Annotated in this window: 16 protein-coding genes; 14 read left to right on the forward strand and 2 right to left on the reverse strand. The window is 64.3% G+C overall.

The genetic code is table 11. The features are described 5' to 3' along the window. Positions 1–44 precede the first annotated feature (44 nt). The 14 genes from EEB11_RS02845 to EEB11_RS02910 all read left to right on the forward strand — a co-directional run bounded on the left by EEB11_RS02845 (position 45) and on the right by EEB11_RS02910 (position 14,001). The gene (locus EEB11_RS02845; protein ID WP_435531092.1) at positions 45–281 is read left to right on the forward strand and encodes a WGR domain-containing protein; all 237 of its coding nucleotides are present in this window, start codon (positions 45–47) and stop codon (positions 279–281) included. Beyond that, positions 278–1,327, forward strand: a complete 1,050-nt coding sequence (locus tag EEB11_RS02850) for a saccharopine dehydrogenase (RefSeq protein ID WP_135428916.1) — start codon at positions 278–280, stop codon at positions 1,325–1,327. Before EEB11_RS02845 ends, EEB11_RS02850 begins: the two co-directional genes overlap by 4 nt. A gap of 12 nt (positions 1,328–1,339) precedes the next feature. Further along, complete coding sequence (locus EEB11_RS02855; RefSeq protein WP_135428917.1) at positions 1,340–2,491, forward strand: saccharopine dehydrogenase C-terminal domain-containing protein; 1,152 nt, start codon at positions 1,340–1,342, stop codon at positions 2,489–2,491. Positions 2,492–2,589: 98 nt separating this feature from the next. Further along, complete coding sequence (locus EEB11_RS02860) at positions 2,590–4,338, forward strand: heparinase II/III family protein (protein ID WP_135428918.1); 1,749 nt, start codon at positions 2,590–2,592, stop codon at positions 4,336–4,338. Between the two features lie 15 nt (positions 4,339–4,353). Then, positions 4,354–5,943, forward strand: a complete 1,590-nt coding sequence (purH, locus tag EEB11_RS02865; RefSeq protein ID WP_135428919.1) for a bifunctional phosphoribosylaminoimidazolecarboxamide formyltransferase/IMP cyclohydrolase — start codon at positions 4,354–4,356, stop codon at positions 5,941–5,943. Positions 5,944–6,086: 143 nt separating this feature from the next. Then, positions 6,087–6,479: a hypothetical protein gene (locus tag EEB11_RS02870; protein ID WP_135428920.1), complete on the forward strand. Its 393-nt coding sequence runs from the start codon at positions 6,087–6,089 to the stop codon at positions 6,477–6,479. Next, positions 6,433–6,765: a serine hydrolase gene (locus EEB11_RS02875; protein WP_135428921.1), complete on the forward strand. Its 333-nt coding sequence runs from the start codon at positions 6,433–6,435 to the stop codon at positions 6,763–6,765. Before EEB11_RS02870 ends, EEB11_RS02875 begins: the two co-directional genes overlap by 47 nt. Then, a complete protein-coding gene (locus tag EEB11_RS02880; protein WP_135428922.1) occupies positions 6,705–7,091 on the forward strand; it encodes a hypothetical protein in 387 nt (128 codons plus the stop codon). Before EEB11_RS02875 ends, EEB11_RS02880 begins: the two co-directional genes overlap by 61 nt. A 67-nt stretch (positions 7,092–7,158) precedes the next feature. Continuing rightward, the gene (gene lspA / locus EEB11_RS02885; protein ID WP_135428923.1) at positions 7,159–7,659 is read left to right on the forward strand and encodes a signal peptidase II; all 501 of its coding nucleotides are present in this window, start codon (positions 7,159–7,161) and stop codon (positions 7,657–7,659) included. 80 nt (positions 7,660–7,739) lie between these two features. Continuing rightward, positions 7,740–8,228, forward strand: a complete 489-nt coding sequence (locus tag EEB11_RS02890; protein ID WP_245298751.1) for a DUF3035 domain-containing protein — start codon at positions 7,740–7,742, stop codon at positions 8,226–8,228. A 105-nt stretch (positions 8,229–8,333) separates the two neighbouring features. Beyond that, positions 8,334–9,665 (forward strand): M16 family metallopeptidase, encoded by a 1,332-nt coding sequence (locus EEB11_RS02895; RefSeq protein WP_135428924.1) that lies wholly within the window; start codon positions 8,334–8,336, stop codon positions 9,663–9,665. After that, complete coding sequence (locus EEB11_RS02900; protein ID WP_135428925.1) at positions 9,662–10,972, forward strand: M16 family metallopeptidase; 1,311 nt, start codon at positions 9,662–9,664, stop codon at positions 10,970–10,972. Before EEB11_RS02895 ends, EEB11_RS02900 begins: the two co-directional genes overlap by 4 nt. Positions 10,973–11,029: 57 nt before the next feature. After that, the gene (gene mutL / locus EEB11_RS02905; protein WP_135428926.1) at positions 11,030–12,844 is read left to right on the forward strand and encodes a DNA mismatch repair endonuclease MutL; all 1,815 of its coding nucleotides are present in this window, start codon (positions 11,030–11,032) and stop codon (positions 12,842–12,844) included. Then, positions 12,841–14,001: a DNA recombination protein RmuC gene (locus tag EEB11_RS02910; RefSeq protein ID WP_135428927.1), complete on the forward strand. Its 1,161-nt coding sequence runs from the start codon at positions 12,841–12,843 to the stop codon at positions 13,999–14,001. Before mutL ends, EEB11_RS02910 begins: the two co-directional genes overlap by 4 nt. Here the strand turns inward: EEB11_RS02910 and EEB11_RS02915 are convergent, their stop codons facing one another. Next, entirely contained in the window at positions 14,002–14,646 is a 645-nt protein-coding gene (locus tag EEB11_RS02915; RefSeq protein ID WP_135428928.1) for a ChrR family anti-sigma-E factor, read from the reverse strand. It lies immediately after the preceding gene. Continuing rightward, the gene (locus EEB11_RS02920; RefSeq protein ID WP_135428929.1) at positions 14,643–15,230 is read right to left on the reverse strand and encodes a sigma-70 family RNA polymerase sigma factor; all 588 of its coding nucleotides are present in this window, start codon (positions 15,228–15,230) and stop codon (positions 14,643–14,645) included. Before EEB11_RS02920 ends, EEB11_RS02915 begins: the two co-directional genes overlap by 4 nt. Positions 15,231–15,311: the final 81 nt, after the last annotated feature.

A 15,311-nucleotide genomic window follows, 5' to 3' on the forward strand; every position in this document is an offset into this window, starting at 1 on the left:
TATCTGATAATCCACAGATCGAAAGACCAGATGGAGGCCATCTTTTGCTGACCTTTCTCATGACCCGCACCGCCCAACGCCGCGCCCGGTTCTACCGGGTCGAGGTTGCCTACAACCTGTTCGGCGAATATTCCGTGGTACGTGAATGGGGGCCGAAGGGCCGGGGCGGGCAACATCTTCTGGTCTGGTTTTCGAACCTGCGCGATGCCTGCATGGCCGCCGAACGGTGGCGCAGGCGGGCGATGCGGCGGGGCTATGTGACCGAAGGAACACCTGTATGACACATCTCTGGGTCCGGGCCGAACAACGCCCGAATGAGGAACGCGTGGGCCTGACGCCCGAAGGCGCCGCCGCACTGGTGCAGGCCGGTCTGCGGGTGACGGTGGAAAAATCGTCGGTCCGCGCCATTCCGCTGGAGGGCTATGTGCAGGCGGGGGTTGAGATCGCCGAAGAAAACACCTGGCCGCAGGCCCCCGCCGATGCGATCATCTTCGGTCTGAAGGAACTGCCCGAAGACGGCACCCCGCTGCCGCACCGCCACATCATGTTCGGCCACGCCTACAAGGGCCAGCCCGCCGGGCGCGAATTGCTCAAGCGTTTCAAGGCGGGCGGCGGCACGCTGTATGATCTGGAGTATCTGGTGAATGATGATGGCCGCCGCGTCGCCGCATTCGGCTATTGGGCGGGCTATGCCGGGGCGGCTGTCGCGCTCAAGACATGGGCCGCGCAACAGCGTGGCGCATTGATTGGCCCGGTCGCCAAGTATTCGGGCCGGCAGGCGCTGCTCGATGATCTGGCGTCGGAAATGCACGCCATGCTGCGCCCGCGTGCCATCGTCATCGGCGCGCTGGGTCGGGTCGGCACCGGTGCGAGTGATCTGTGCGAGGCACTCGGCGTCACTGTCACCAAATGGGACGTGGCCGAGACCGCAAGCGGCGGCCCCTTCCCGGAAGTGCTGCAGCATGAGATTTTCCTCAACTGCATCCTCGCCCGTCCGGGCTGCCCGGTCTTTGTGCCTGCATCGGCCAAAACCGAGTCCCGCGCGCTGACCGTGATTGGCGATATCGCTTGTGATCCCACATCGGATTTTTCGCCGATCAAGGTCTATGACCGCGCCACCGACTGGTCGGCCCCCGCCCTGCGTGTGGCCGATGTGCCGCCATTGGACGTGACGGCAATCGACAACCTGCCCTCGCTTTTGCCTGTGGAAAGCAGCGAGGATTATGCGGCGCAGCTGCTGCCCAGCCTGCAGACACTCACCGCGCTGGATGCCGGCGTCTGGGGGCGGGCAAAGGCGGAATTTGACCGCCACATCGCAACGGTCTGAAGGGATAAACACATGACAATTCATTGGTGCGGCACCGGCCTGTCCTCGGTCCCCGGTCTGCGGCGGCTGATCGACGGCGGGCATGACGTGGTGGTGTGGAACCGCACCGTCGACAAGGCGCGCGAGGCGGTGGGCGACATTGCCAGCGATATCCGCGCGTTCTCCATGCAAGCGCTGTCGGATGCCCTGCACCCCGGCGATATCGCTATTTCGATGCTGCCTGCAGACCAGCACGTGCCAATCGCGCTGCTGTGTCTGGAAAAGGGCGCGCATTTCGTCTCTTCCAGCTACATTGCGCCTGACATGCGCAGCCTGGATGCGCAGTTCCGCGACAAGGGACTGGTTTCTTTGAACGAAATCGGGCTCGACCCCGGTATCGACCATCTGATGGCGCATGATCTGGTGGCGCGCTACCGCGCCAGCCCGGGCTATCACGCCGACAATGTGCTCAGCTTCACCAGCTATTGCGGCGGCGTGCCCAAACAGCCCAATGCCTTCCGCTACAAATTCTCATGGGCCCCCGCAGGGGTGTTGAAGGCCTTGCGCTCGCCCTCGCGTTCGTTGCGAAACTTTTCAGACCTTCGAGTCAACCGCCCTTGGGAGGCGATCACCGCCTATGACGCGCCGCTGCCGAGCCCTGAGACTTTCGAGGTTTACCCGAACCGCGACAGCCTGCCGTTCATCGCCGATTACCGCTTTGATCCTGCATGGCGCTTGCGCGATTTCGTGCGTGGCACCATCCGCCTGAACGGCTGGGCCGAGGCATGGGCCCCGATTTTTGCCGAGATCGAGGGGCTTGAAGGATCGGCTCCGGCGCAGATTGACGCCGCTCTGACCGCACGCGCCGCCGCGTTGCTGAAAGACAACGCCTATGCGCCGGGGGAACCCGACCGTGTGGTGCTGTTCGTCAGCCTGAAGGCGGAACATGACGGCAAACCCGTCTTCCATGAAACATGGGCGATGGATGCCGAAGGCGATGCACGCGGCACCGCCATGGCGCGGCTGGTGTCGGTTCCGGTGTCGCTGGGGGTCGAGGCGGTGGCCGCCCGCCAGATCCCTGCCGGTGTGCATGCGGCCCCGCACGACCCCAAGCTGATCGCTGACTGGATGGCGCAGGTACAGGGGTTGGTGCAGTATCTGGCCCGCGTTGACCATCTGGCCTGAGGACCAACGCTACGCGGGGTGACAGACACCCCGCGCATCGGCTATGGTCGGGCCTGACAAGCATCGGGAATCCGGGCGGGCAGGGCAGGCGGAACCTTATGGCCTTTTATCGCGCATCTCAGGGCGGCTTTGGCGCGGGTGGCTGGCGCGCGCGTCTTGCCGTCTGGCGTGCAGCGCGCGGCCCGGTGGCGAATGGCTTTGCCTCCTCTCCCGAACCCCGGTCTATTGGCCTGTTCGCCAAGGGGCGGCAGCTGGTGGCAGGGAATTACCTGTTTGCCGGGCACCTGATCGAATCCCCCGGCGCGGGCCTGTGGGATATTACGCCCCCCGACATCGACTTTGCGGCCGAGCTTCAGGGCTTTGGCTGGCTGGATGATCTGGCAGCCCTTGGCGATGCTCAGGCCCGCCTGCGCGCCCAAGGTTGGACGCAAGACTGGATCACCCGCTTTGGCGCGGGGCGTGGCCTCGGCTGGACGCCGGATCTGACCGGGCGGCGAGTGATCCGCTGGATTCACCATGCGCTGTTCCTGCTCAACGGTGCCGAGCGTGACGCGACCGATGCCTATTACCGCACCCTGACCACCCAGACCCGCTATCTGTCTCGACATTGGTCACAAGCAGCGCCCGGCCTGCCAAGGTTCGAGGCGCTGACCGGTCTGGTCTACGCGGGCCTGTCGCTCATCGGGATGGAGCCGCTGGTCGCCCCAGCCGTCGCCGCCCTTGCTGCCGAGGCGAAGGGAGAGGTGGACGAAGGCGGCGGCATCACCACCCGCAGCCCCGAAGAATTGCTGGAAGTGTTCACCCTGCTGAACTGGGCCGCGCAGGCCCTGACCGAAGCCGGCCATACGGTTCCCAACGACCACCTTGACGCCATCGAGCGGATCGCCCCTACCCTGCGCGCGCTGCGCCATGCCGATGGTGGGCTGGCCCGCTTCCACGGCGGCGGCAAAGGGGCCGAAGGGCGGCTGGATCAGGCACTGGCTACGGCGCGCATCCGCCCGCACAAGCCGGTGGGCCATGGCAGCGACCCCGCGATGGGCTATGTGCGGATCTCTGCCGGGCGCACGTCTATGCTGGTCGATGCCGCCGCCCCGCCCGGCGGGCGCGCCGGTGGGTCTGCCCATGCCTCTACGCTGGCGGTAGAGGTGACATCGGGCCGCAGGCCTTTGGTGGTCAACTGCGGATCGGGCGCGCCCTTTGGCACCGAATGGCGGCGTGCGGGCCGGGCAACGCCGTCACATTCCACGCTTGGCATAGACGGTGTGTCATCCTCGCGTTTTGGCGCCGGAGCGGGGGAGGTGCTGGAAGAACGCGCCGCCATCCTCACCCTGCGCCAGCAGGCCACCGCCGAGGGGTCGGCGTTCCACGCGGCACATGATGGTTGGGCCCTGACCCACGGCTTGACCCACGCGCGCGATCTGGCAATGTCTGCCGATGGCCGCCAGATCGCCGGGGCCGACACGCTGATCTCGCTCAACCCGCAGGGCAAGGCCCGGTTTGAACGGGTGCTGACCGCGACCGGGCTGCAGGGCGTGGCATTCTCCATCCGCTTTCACTTGCACCCGGACACTGATTCGACGCTCGATATGGGTGGCAACGCTGTATCGGTTGCCCTGAAATCGGGCGAAATCTGGGTGTTCCGCCACGACAGCCGCGCCCGACTGTCGCTGGAGCCGTCGGTTTATCTGGAAAGGGGGCGGCTCAAGCCGCGTGCGACAAAACAGATCGTGCTTTCGGGCTTTGCGGCCCAGATTGAGACCCGTATCGGCTGGACCTTGGCCAAAGCACAGGATACTCCGCTGGCCATCCGCGATCTGGACCGCGATGACACCCCGGTCCCCCTCTGACCAAAGGGCTGCCTCATGACCAACCTCGTCCCCGTCGGCCGCGCGCTGATCTCTGTCTCCGACAAATCCGGCCTCTTGGATCTGGCCCGCGCGCTGCACGCCATGGGGGTAGAGCTGATTTCCACCGGCGGCACATCAGGCATGCTGCGCACGGCAGGGCTGCCGGTCCGCGATGTGGCCGATGTGACGGGCTTTCCGGAAATGATGGACGGCCGGGTGAAGACGCTGCATCCGGCGGTGCATGGCGGGTTGCTGGCGCTGCGTGATGATGATGAGCATCTGGTCGCCATGGCCGCCCATGGGATCGAGCCGATTGATCTGTTGATCGTCAACCTCTACCCGTTTGAGGAAACCGTGGCCAAAGGCGCCGATCACGCCACCTGTATCGAGAATATTGACATCGGCGGCCCGGCGATGATCCGCGCGGCGGCCAAGAACCATAAATTCGTCGCCGTGGTCACCGACCCCGCCGATTACACCCCGCTGCTGGATCAGTTGAAGGCGCAGGATGGCGCGACCAGCCTTGGTTTCCGGCAAAAGCTGGCGCTGTCGGCCTATGCCAAGACCGCCGCCTATGACACCGCCGTCAGCACCTGGCTTGCGGGCGAGATCAAGGAAAAGGCCCCGCGCAACCGGTCTTTCGCAGGCAAGCTGGCGCAGACCCTGCGCTACGGCGAAAACCCGCACCAGTCTGCGGCGTTCTATACCGACGGGTCAAAGCGCGAAGGCGTGGCCACTGCGCGGCAATGGCAGGGCAAGGAGTTGTCCTACAACAACATCAACGACACTGATGCCGCCTTTGAACTGGTCGCCGAGTTTGCCGCCGATCAGGGCCCGGCCTGCGCCATCATCAAACACGCCAATCCCTGCGGTGTGGGCCGTGCCGGCAGCCTGAAAGATGCCTATATCCGCGCCTATCACTGCGACCAGACTTCGGCCTTTGGTGGCATCGTCGCGCTGAACCAGCCGCTGGATGCCGAAACCGCCGAGGAGATCGTGAAGATCTTCACCGAAGTTGTCATCGCCCCCGGTGCCAGCGACGAGGCCAAGGCGATCTTTGCCACCAAGAAAAACCTGCGCTTGCTGACCACCGCCGGTCTGCCCGACCCGCGCGCGGGCGGGCTTGCGTTCAAACAGGTGTCCGGCGGGTTGCTTGTGCAGGATCGTGACAATGGCTTTCTCACCCATGCCGACCTGAAGGTCGTCACCAAGCGCGCCCCGACCGATGCCGAACTTGCGGACCTTCTGTTCGCGTGGAAAATCGCCAAACACGTCAAATCCAACGCCATCGTCTACGTCAAGGATGGAGCGACGGTCGGCGTCGGCGCGGGCCAGATGAGCCGCGTCGACAGCACCCGCATCGCGGCGCGCAAATCTCAGGACATGGCCGAAGCGCTGGGTCTGCCGCAACCGCTGACCATCGGCTCTGCAGTGGCTTCCGACGCGTTCTTCCCCTTCCCCGACGGGTTGCTGACCGTCGCTGAGGCCGGGGCAACAGCGGTGATCCAGCCCGGTGGCAGCATGAACGACGCGGCGGTGATCGCGGCAGCAGACGAGGCGGGCCTTGCCATGGTCTTCACCGGCATGCGCCATTTCCGGCACTGATCCGTGCTGCGCCCGGCCCTTCTGTCCGCGTTGGTTGCAAGCGCGGTCGGTGCCGTACTAGCCCTTGCGCAGGATGCGCAGGCAGTGCTGCAAGACCTGTTTTCGGGCAGAAGCGTCGCCTATGCCCTGATTTTCTGACCGCCGTGCCAGAGAATCAGGTCACCGCTCTTGTAGACGGTCTGCGCGCGGAAATCGGGCCGGTCCTCTTGGTTGATCTGTCCGGTGGCCGGGGGCATGTGCAGACGGCCAGCCACCGTGTGCCGGTGCGGATCACGCTGGATGCGCAGGGGCGCATTGCGGGGCTGTTTGTGGAACCTGCCGAACGGTTGGTCACCGACCTTGCAGCAGCACTCACCGCCCTGCGTGATGTGGCTGACAATGCGGTTTGGTTGGTGAGCCGCGATGGCGAAGTGCTGGCGGCCGAGGGGGCCGATTATCCGGTGCCGGTGGCCTCTGCCTTCAAGCTGAGCGTGCTGTCGGTGCTGGCAGATGACCGCAGGTCAGCGCGACTGGGCCGATGTGGTGCGGCTGGATAGTCATAACACTTCATTGCCATCGGGCCTGATGCAGGACTGGCCCGTCGGGTCGTCTGTCACCCTGCACACCGCCACGCTACTGATGATTGCCGAAAGTGACAACACTGCAACGGATCTGCTGATCGACCTTCTGGGTCGCGACAGGATCGCGGCCCGGCTTGGTCTGGCCACGCAGGATCTGCTGACCACCCGGGAATTTTTGCGCTCAAGGCGGGTCCGGCGGCAGTGTCAGACTGGCTGGCCGCTGCGGATGAGCGCCCGGCGATCGCGGCAGAGGCCGCGCTGACCCTGCCCGACAGCATCAGGGCCTCTGGGCCGCAGGTGCCGGGGCTGGGCTGGTATGTGCCCCTGACCCGCCTCTGCGCATTGACGGACAGGGTGGCTGATCTGCCGCTGATGGCCGTCAATTCCAGCCCCGTTTCGCCCGGCCCGTGGACTGTGGCCTTTAAAGGCGGGTCCGAGGCGGGCGTCCTGAACATGACCGTCCAACTGCGGGATGCGGCGGGGCATCGCACTTGCGTGGCGGTGAACTCGAACAGCGACAGCGCCCCTGATACCGCACAGGCGACCGCAGCCCTGCGCACTGTGATCCACCATCTGGTCCAGCAATGAAGCCGGGGTTTCCTTTGCGCCCGGTTTTGCCTACACCCGGCAGGACAGAGTTGCTGCGGGGGCATGGATGAAACTGGCATGGATTGTCGCGGCGGCGACCTTTACCCTCGACCAGATCACCAAACTGGCCGTGGTTCAGGGCCTGAACCTGATCGAGCGTGGTGTGATCGAAGTTGTGCCACCGTTCCTTGTGTTCCGCATGGCGTGGAACCGGGGGATCAACTTTGGTCTGCTGGCCAATGATGCCGATCTGGTGCGCTGGGGCCTGATCGTGGTGTCGCTGGCCATATCTGCCTGGGTCTGGCTTTGGGTCCGGCGGGAAAATCCCGGTCGGTGGACACAGATTTCCGCCGGTTTGCTGGTTGGGGGCGCGCTAGGCAATGTGATTGACCGGGTCATTTATGGGGCTGTGGCCGATTTCCTGAACATGTCCTGCTGCGGCTTTGAAAACCCCTATGCGTTCAACGTGGCCGATATCGCCATCTTTGCCGGGGCCGCGGGTCTGGTGTTGTTCAGCGGCGGCGATAAAGACAAGACCCCGCGCAAACCGCGCCGAAAGACCCCGTGACGCGGGGAGTGGATTGGGTTAAGACAAGAGCGTTGGACTTGGTGGAGGCGATGATGCAGACAGGACGGATACTCCTCGCAATGACATGCGCGGCTGTTCTGGCTGGCTGCGCCGGTGGCGATACGCCTCAGCTGATGAACATCCGCTCCACCAGCGCCGGACCGGATGAATTTGGCATCCTGCCGCCCAAGCCACTGGAAATGCCTGCAGATCTGGCGCAACTGCCCGAACCCACCCTTGGTGGCACCAACCGCAGTGACCCCACGCCAGAGGCGGATGCGATCATTGCCCTTGGCGGCCGTCCTGGTGCCGGGGCTGGGCTTGATGCCGGGCTGGTCAACCATGTCTCGCGCTATGGCGTGGCGGCTGGCATCCGCCAGACTCTTGCCGCCGAAGATCTGCAATGGCGCCGCGACAACAATGGCCGCGTTCTGGAACGCCTGTTCAACGTGAACGTCTATTACCGCGCTTACGCCGACCAGCAGCTGGACCAGCACGCCGAGCTGTGGCGCTGGCGGCAGCGCGGGGCCCGCACCCCTTCGGCCCCGCCGCCGAAAGAGAACGAATGATCCGCATCTGATCTGCCCCCTGCCGGTCACATTGCCGTAGGCAGGGCTTGCGCATTGCGCCGCGCCGCGTAGCTTTGCCGCACAACGATCAAGGATTATTCCGCAATGCTGCGCCGCACACTTGCGCTTTGCCTGCTGGCCGCCACCCCGGCCCTTGCCGAAGATGTCACCACCTTTCAGCTGGACAACGGGCTGGAGGTTGTGGTGATCGAAGATCATCGCGCGCCCGTCGTTACCCAGATGGTCTGGTATCGCACCGGCGCTGCGGATGAGGCCCCCGGCCTGTCGGGCATCGCACATTTTCTGGAACACCTGATGTTCAAGGGCACCGATACGCTGGCCCCGGGTGAGTTTTCCGCCACGGTCGAGGCGCAGGGCGGAAATGACAACGCCTTTACCAGCTGGGATTATACTGCCTATTTCCAAAGGGTTGCCGCCGATCGGCTGGATCTGATGATGCAGATCGAATCTGACCGCATGCGCAATCTGAAGATCTCGGAAGAAGACATTACCACCGAACGCGCCGTGATCATCGAAGAGCGCAAGCAGCGCACCGACAGCAGCCCCGCTGCATTGCTGCAGGAACAGATGCGCGCTGCGCAGTTCCTCAACCACCCCTACCGCATCCCGATCATTGGCTGGATGCACGAGATGGAGGCGTTGGACCGCGATGATGCGCTGGACCACTACACGCGGTTTTACGCGCCAAACAACGCCATTCTGGTCGTCGCAGGCGATGTGACGCCTGAGCAGGTCCGCGAGATGGCACAAACCCACTACGGCCCGCTCGCCCCTTCGGATGCGATCACCGACCGCGTCCGCCCGGCAGAACCGCCACAGATCGCCGAACGCCGGCTGACGCTGGCCGATGCGCGCGTGTCGGAACCTTACGTCCTGCGGACCTACCTTGCCCCGGAACGCGATCCGGGCGCGCAGGAACAGGCGGCTGCACTGACCATTCTGGCCGAATTGCTGGGCGGCTCTGGCCAAACCTCGCTGTTTGCCCAAGGGCTGCAATTCGGGGTCAATCCGGTGGCTGTCTATGCCTCGGCCTATTACAGCGGCACCGCGCTGGATGACGGCACCTTTGGCCTGGTCGTGGTGCCGATGCCCGGTGTCGATCTCGCCACGGCAGAGGCCGCAATGGATGACCTGATCACCACCTTCATCGACACCGGCCCCGACGCTGACGATCTGGCCCGCATCAAAACCCAGATCCGCGCCAGTGAAATCTACGCCCGCGACAACGTCGATGGCCTCGCCCGCCGCTATGGCGAGGCGCTGGCCGTGGGTCTGACCGTGCAGGATGTGCAGGATTGGCCCAATGTGCTCGAAGCCGTAACCGCCGAACAGGTGGTCGAGGCCGCGCGCGACACGCTGAACCGCGACCGCGCCGTCACCGGATGGCTGATGCCCGAAGCGGAGGCTGCAGAATGAAAATGCTCAAGCTCGCAACCCTGTTGATCGCCTGCGCCCTTCCCGCGCGGGCTGAAATCAACATCCAGACCGTCACCTCACCCGGCGGCATCACCGCATGGCTGGTGACAGAGCCGGATATCCCCTTCACCGCGCTGGAAATCCGGTTCCGTGGCGGCACCTCGCTGGACGCGTCGGGCAAACGCGGTGCCATCAACCTGATGACCGCACTGATCGAGGAAGGCACGGGCGATCTGGACTCCGTGGCCTTCGCCCGCGCCCGCGATTCCCTTGCCGCCAGCTACAGCTTTTCCGCCGATCAGGACTCGGTGGGCGTCTCTGCGCGTTTCCTGACCGAAAACCGAGATCAGGCTGTGGATCTGCTGCGCCGCGCCCTGACCGAGCCACGCTTTGATGTTGACGCGACTGAAAGGGTGCGTGGGCAGGTGCTTGCGGGTCTGCGGCAGGACGCCAAAGACCCCCGCACGCTGGCCAACCAGCGCCTGCGCGAGATGGCATTTGGAGATCACCCCTACGCAACCACAGGCGACGGCACCATCGACTCGGTGTCGGCCCTCACGCGGGATGACATGGTCACGGCGCATCTGGCCAGCATCGCCCGCGACCGCATCTATGTCGCTGCAGCGGGGGATATCACAGCCGAAGACCTGGGCCCCATGCTCGACACGCTGCTGGGCGGGCTGCCCCCCACCGGGGCCCCGCTGCCCCCGCGCGCGCCGATGAACCTGACCGGCGGCATCACCGTGCAGGACTTCCCCGGCCCGCAAGCCACGGTGCTGTTCGCACATGAAGGCATCAAGCGCGACGACCCCGACTTTTTCGCCGCCTCTATCCTGAATGAAATCCTTGGCGGCGGGCGTTTCTCGGCCCGGCTGATGACCGAGGTGCGCGACAGACGTGGCCTGACCTATGGCATCGGCAGCTATCTGATCGGCTATGATCAGGCCGAAATGCTGATGGGTCAGTTTTCATCGGCCAACGGCACGGTGGGACAGGCGGTTGAGGTGATCCGCGACGAATGGCGCAAGATTGCGACGGAGGGCGTGACCGAGGCGGAACTGGAGAAGACCAAGACCTACCTGACCGGAAATTACCCGCTTCGGTTCGATGGCAACGGCCCCATTGCCGGTATGCTGGTCGGTATGCAGATGATCGGTCTATCCCCGGATTACCCCAAAACCCGCAACGCCATGGTAGAGGCGGTCACAATGGAAGACGTCAAACGCGTGGCCGCCACCCTGTTCCGCGAGGGCGATCTGCGCTTTGTCGTGGTGGGTGAGCCCGAAGGGGTCACGTCCACCGACTGACCAAGGGGCAATCCGAATCTATGGCCCTTCTGTCTGCGCGGTGCTAGACTTGGGGGTATGAACATGGCCACCCCCAACATATCCACAGACCGCCCGGTCATTCGGCCGCTGGATGAGGCCGCGATCAACCGCATCGCGGCTGGGGAGGTGGTGGAACGCCCCGCCTCGGCCGTCAAGGAACTGGTGGAAAACGCGATCGACGCCGGGGCCACCCGCATCGCAGTGGAATTTGCCGATGGCGGCAAGACCCTGATCCGGGTGACGGATGATGGCTGCGGCATGACGGGCGCCGATCTGCCGCTTGCCATCGCGCGGCATGCCACGTCAAAGATCGACGGCACTGATCTTCTGAACATCCACAGCTTCGGCTTCCGGGGCGAGGCGCTGGCCTCGCTTGGCTCTGTCGGGAGGTTAGTGCTGATCTCGCGCGCGCAGGGTCATGACGCGGCGCAGATTACGGTGGCCGGTGGCCGCATCGGCGATGTACGCCCCGCCGCTCTTTCCCGGGGCACTGTGGTGGAACTGCGCGATCTGTTCTATGCCACCCCGGCGCGGCTGAAATTCCTTCGCACCGACCGGGCCGAGGCGCAGGCGATTGCCGAGGTAATTCGCCGTCTGGCCATGGCCGAACCGCATATCGGCTTTACTCTGACCGAAACCACGAACGGCGAGGCGCGCGTGATTTTCCGCGCCGACCCGCAGTCGGGCGATTTCTTTGACGCGCTTCACGGTCGGCTTACGGGCATCCTTGGGGCCGATTTCACCAGCAATGCCCTGCGCATCGACATTCCGCGCGATGGGATGCACCTGACCGGCTATGCCGCCCTGCCCACCTATTCGCGCGGATCGGGCGCGCAGCAGTTCGTTTTCGTCAATGGCCGCCCGGTGCTCGACAAGCTGCTCTTGGGCGCGCTGCGGGTGGCCTATTTCGACTTTCTGTCGCGCGACCGCCACCCGGCCGCGGTGCTCAACCTAGCCTGCGATTCCGAACGGGTCGATGTCAACGTGCACCCCGCCAAGGCCGAGGTGCGGTTCCGCGAACCCGATGCCGCGCGCAGCCTGATCATCACCGGCCTGCGCACGGCATTATCCGGGGCAGGCCACCGCGCATCGACCACCGTCGCCGGTGAAACGCTCGCCGTGATGCGCCCCGGACCGCGCGTCTATCAGATGGATCGCCCGTCACAGGCCACCTTTGCCCGCGCTTTCACCTTTCAGGCCCCCGCGCCCGAAGGCTTCGCCGAAGCGCCGACCGCCCGCCTTGACGCGCCCGGCGACGCAGGCGAAACCAGCCATCCGCTCGGGGCTGCCCGCGCTCAGGTGCATGAAAACTACATCATTGCCCAGACCGATACCGGCATCGTCATCGTCGACCAGCACGCCGCCCACGAACGGCTTGTCTACGAACGCCTCAAGCGTCAGATGGCTGACACCGGCATCACCGCACAGGCGCTTCTGATCCCCGAGATTGTGGAACTTTCCCCCACCGACGCCGCCCGCATCCTCGACGTCGCGCCCACGCTCGCCGAAATCGGCCTGACCGTTGAGCCCTTCGGCGGCAGTGCCATCGCCGTGCGCGAAACCCCGGCCATCCTTGGCACCATCAACGCCGCTGCCCTGATCCGCGATGTGCTGGACGAGTTGGCCGACACCGGCCACAGCGCCAATGTCCGCGCAAAGATCGATGCAGTTCTGTCGCGCATGGCCTGCCACGGCTCTGTCCGCTCCGGCCGCCAGATGCGAGCCGAAGAGATGAACGCGCTTTTGCGCGAGATGGAGGCGACGCCGCATTCCGGCCAGTGCAACCATGGCCGCCCGACCTATGTCGAGCTGAAACTCCACGATATTGAACGGTTGTTCGGACGCAGATGATCACCCTTTTTGGCCAGAGTTTCGCGATCACCGACCCCGAGGTGCTGCTCCTTGGCGGTGCGGCGCTGATCCTGTTGATCTTCCTTGTGCTTATCCTGCGCGCGGCTGGACGGTCGGCCACCATGGCAGCACCTTTGATGCGCGAAATGGGCTGGCTTTCCCAACGCGTGCAGCAGCTGGGCGATGGGCAGGAACGTCTGGCGGGCGGCTTGCACCATGTGTCCGAAGCGCAGGCGGTATCCCAGACCGCCATGCTGCAGGTGATGGAACAACGTCTGGCCGAGGTGTCACGCCAGATGGGCGAAAGTTTGCACGGCACCTCTACACGCACCGCGCGGTCCTTGGGAGAATTGCAGCAGCGGCTGGAAACCATCGACAAGGCGCAGGCCAATATCGAGAAACTGTCCGGCAATGTTCTCAGCCTGCAGGACATCCTGTCTAACAAGCAGACCCGCGGTGCTTTCGGCGAGATCCAGCTGCATGACATCGTGCAAAAAGCGTTGCCGAAAGACGCCTATACCATGCAGGCGACGCTATCGAATAACCGTCGCGCTGATTGCCTGGTCCACCTGCCCAACCCGCCCGGCCCCATCGTCATCGACGCCAAATTCCCTCTGGAGGCGTATGAGGCGATCCGCCGCGCCGAAAACCCGCGTCAGGCACAAGAGGCCGCGACCCTGATGCGCGGCGCGGTGCGCCAGCACATCAAGGCGATCGCCGAGAAATACATCATTGAAGGCGAGACCGCCGATGGGGCGCTGATGTTCCTGCCGTCCGAAGCTGTTTATGCCGAGTTGCATTCCAACTTCCCAGAAATCGTGCGCGAAGGCTTTGCGGTCAAGGTCTGGATCGTGTCGCCCACCACCTGCATGGCAACGCTGAACACGATGCGCGCCGTGCTGAAAGATGCCCGCATGCGCGAACAGGCAGGCGCAATCCGCAAAGAACTGGCGCTGCTCTATGCCGATGTCGACCGGCTGGGCACGCGTGTCGAAAATCTTGACCGGCATTTTACCCAGGCCGCCAAGGATATCGAGGACATCAAGATCAGCTCTGACAAAGCCACCAAACGCGCCCGCCGTCTGGACAATTTCGACTTCGAGGAAATCGCCAACACCCCGCCCACGCCGGTCATCGCCCCCAGCGCAGCAGAGTAATCAGATCCGGAAGAACGGCTGTGCCAATCGCGGCAACAGGGCGTTGAACTTCAGAGACCCTTGCGTTGCCGCCAGACAGATGCAGGCCTCACCGGCTTCGGCGACAGGCGTATGCTCGACCGAGGCGTCGGCAACCTCGATGTCGCCACGGCCAAACCGGTCCGCCTCATCCCGGAACGCGCCCTGCAGCACCAGCGTCAACTCCAGGCCGCGGTGGCCATGGTCGGGCATCGCTGCCCCCGCCGGAATGTACAGCAGACGCGCAGATGCCCCCTTGTCGCCGATCCGCAAAATCGACTGACGCACCCCCATGCCAAGCGCGCGCCACTTCACCGCCTCCAGCCCGCCGCCGACATAATCCAGCACCGGCGCCGGCAGCACACGGTCGCCGCGCCGCATGCCAGTGGCTGGTGCCTGTGACAGGCCGTTGATCCGCGCCATGCAGGCTTCCAGACTGCCCGCTGACATCTCGCAGGTGCTGTCCTCGATCACGGCGCCGCCAAGGGCGTCAAAGGCCATCGACCGCGCCCGGCATTCATCACACATCGACAGATGTGCTGCGATCACCAGATTGAACGCTTCGGGCAATTCTGCCGCCGCATAAGCCATCAGCAATTCATCCGACAGGTGGTGCTTGATCGTCATTTTTCCGTTGCCTTCACATCCATCTGCTGGCGCAGCCGGTCCAGCGCCAATCGTATCCGCGACTTTATGGTGCCAAGCGGCAACCCGGTTTCTGCGGCAATCTCGCTGTGCGACAGATCGCCGAAATAGGCCCGTTCGATCAGGACCCGCTGTTTCAGCGGCAGCTGGGCAAGTGCCACACCCAGCCGTTCGGTCTCTTGCTGTGCCTCGTACACCTCGGCCTGATCAGGTTCAGGCTCTGGCCCCCAGGGCAGATCTTCCGGTTCGGGGCGGCGCGATTTGCGCAGCGCGTCAATCCGGCGGTTGCGGGCGATTGTGAACACCCAGGTGGCCACCGATGCCCGCTCGGCATCAAACAAACGCGCCTTTTGCCACAGCGTTGCCATGACATCCTGCGCACATTCCTCGGCCAGGGCCTCACTGGCCCCAGACTTCATCAAGAACGCCTTTACCCGTGGCGCAAAGTGCCGAAACAAGGCGGCAAATGCCGCTTTGTCCTGATCATCGCGCACTCGGAATACCAGGGCCGACCAATCTGTCTGTTCGACATCCGCTGCCAAGCGTAAATTTCCTTTTCGCCGCATAGCCCTGCTGTGGCCCGCAGCATAGAGCTGTGGCCTGACAGGTGCATCCGTTTTCTCGGCTCTCACGGCATCGAACATCAT

The sequence above is a fragment of the Pseudotabrizicola sediminis genome, from assembly GCF_004745575.1.
In the GTDB taxonomy this organism is placed as follows: Bacteria; Pseudomonadota; Alphaproteobacteria; order Rhodobacterales; family Rhodobacteraceae; genus Pseudotabrizicola; species Pseudotabrizicola sediminis.

Excerpts from the sequence above, each read along its gene's own strand:
- EEB11_RS02895 (WP_135428924.1), top strand. The coding sequence starts at position 8,334 with ATGCTGCGCCGCACACTTGCGCTTTGCCTGCTGGCCGCCACCCCGGCC.
- purH (WP_135428919.1), top strand. The coding sequence starts at position 4,354 with ATGACCAACCTCGTCCCCGTCGGCCGCGCGCTGATCTCTGTCTCCGAC.
- EEB11_RS02890 (WP_245298751.1), top strand. The coding sequence starts at position 7,740 with ATGACATGCGCGGCTGTTCTGGCTGGCTGCGCCGGTGGCGATACGCCT.
- EEB11_RS02855 (WP_135428917.1), top strand. The coding sequence starts at position 1,340 with ATGACAATTCATTGGTGCGGCACCGGCCTGTCCTCGGTCCCCGGTCTG.
- EEB11_RS02860 (WP_135428918.1), top strand. The coding sequence starts at position 2,590 with ATGGCCTTTTATCGCGCATCTCAGGGCGGCTTTGGCGCGGGTGGCTGG.
- EEB11_RS02900 (WP_135428925.1), top strand. The coding sequence starts at position 9,662 with ATGAAAATGCTCAAGCTCGCAACCCTGTTGATCGCCTGCGCCCTTCCC.
- EEB11_RS02850 (WP_135428916.1), top strand. The coding sequence starts at position 278 with ATGACACATCTCTGGGTCCGGGCCGAACAACGCCCGAATGAGGAACGC.
- EEB11_RS02910 (WP_135428927.1), top strand. The coding sequence starts at position 12,841 with ATGATCACCCTTTTTGGCCAGAGTTTCGCGATCACCGACCCCGAGGTG.
- mutL (WP_135428926.1), top strand. The coding sequence starts at position 11,030 with ATGAACATGGCCACCCCCAACATATCCACAGACCGCCCGGTCATTCGG.
- EEB11_RS02875 (WP_135428921.1), top strand. The coding sequence starts at position 6,433 with ATGACCGCAGGTCAGCGCGACTGGGCCGATGTGGTGCGGCTGGATAGT.
- EEB11_RS02915 (WP_135428928.1), bottom strand. The coding sequence starts at position 14,646 with ATGACGATCAAGCACCACCTGTCGGATGAATTGCTGATGGCTTATGCG.
- lspA (WP_135428923.1), top strand. The coding sequence starts at position 7,159 with ATGAAACTGGCATGGATTGTCGCGGCGGCGACCTTTACCCTCGACCAG.
- EEB11_RS02920 (WP_135428929.1), bottom strand. The coding sequence starts at position 15,230 with ATGCGGCGAAAAGGAAATTTACGCTTGGCAGCGGATGTCGAACAGACA.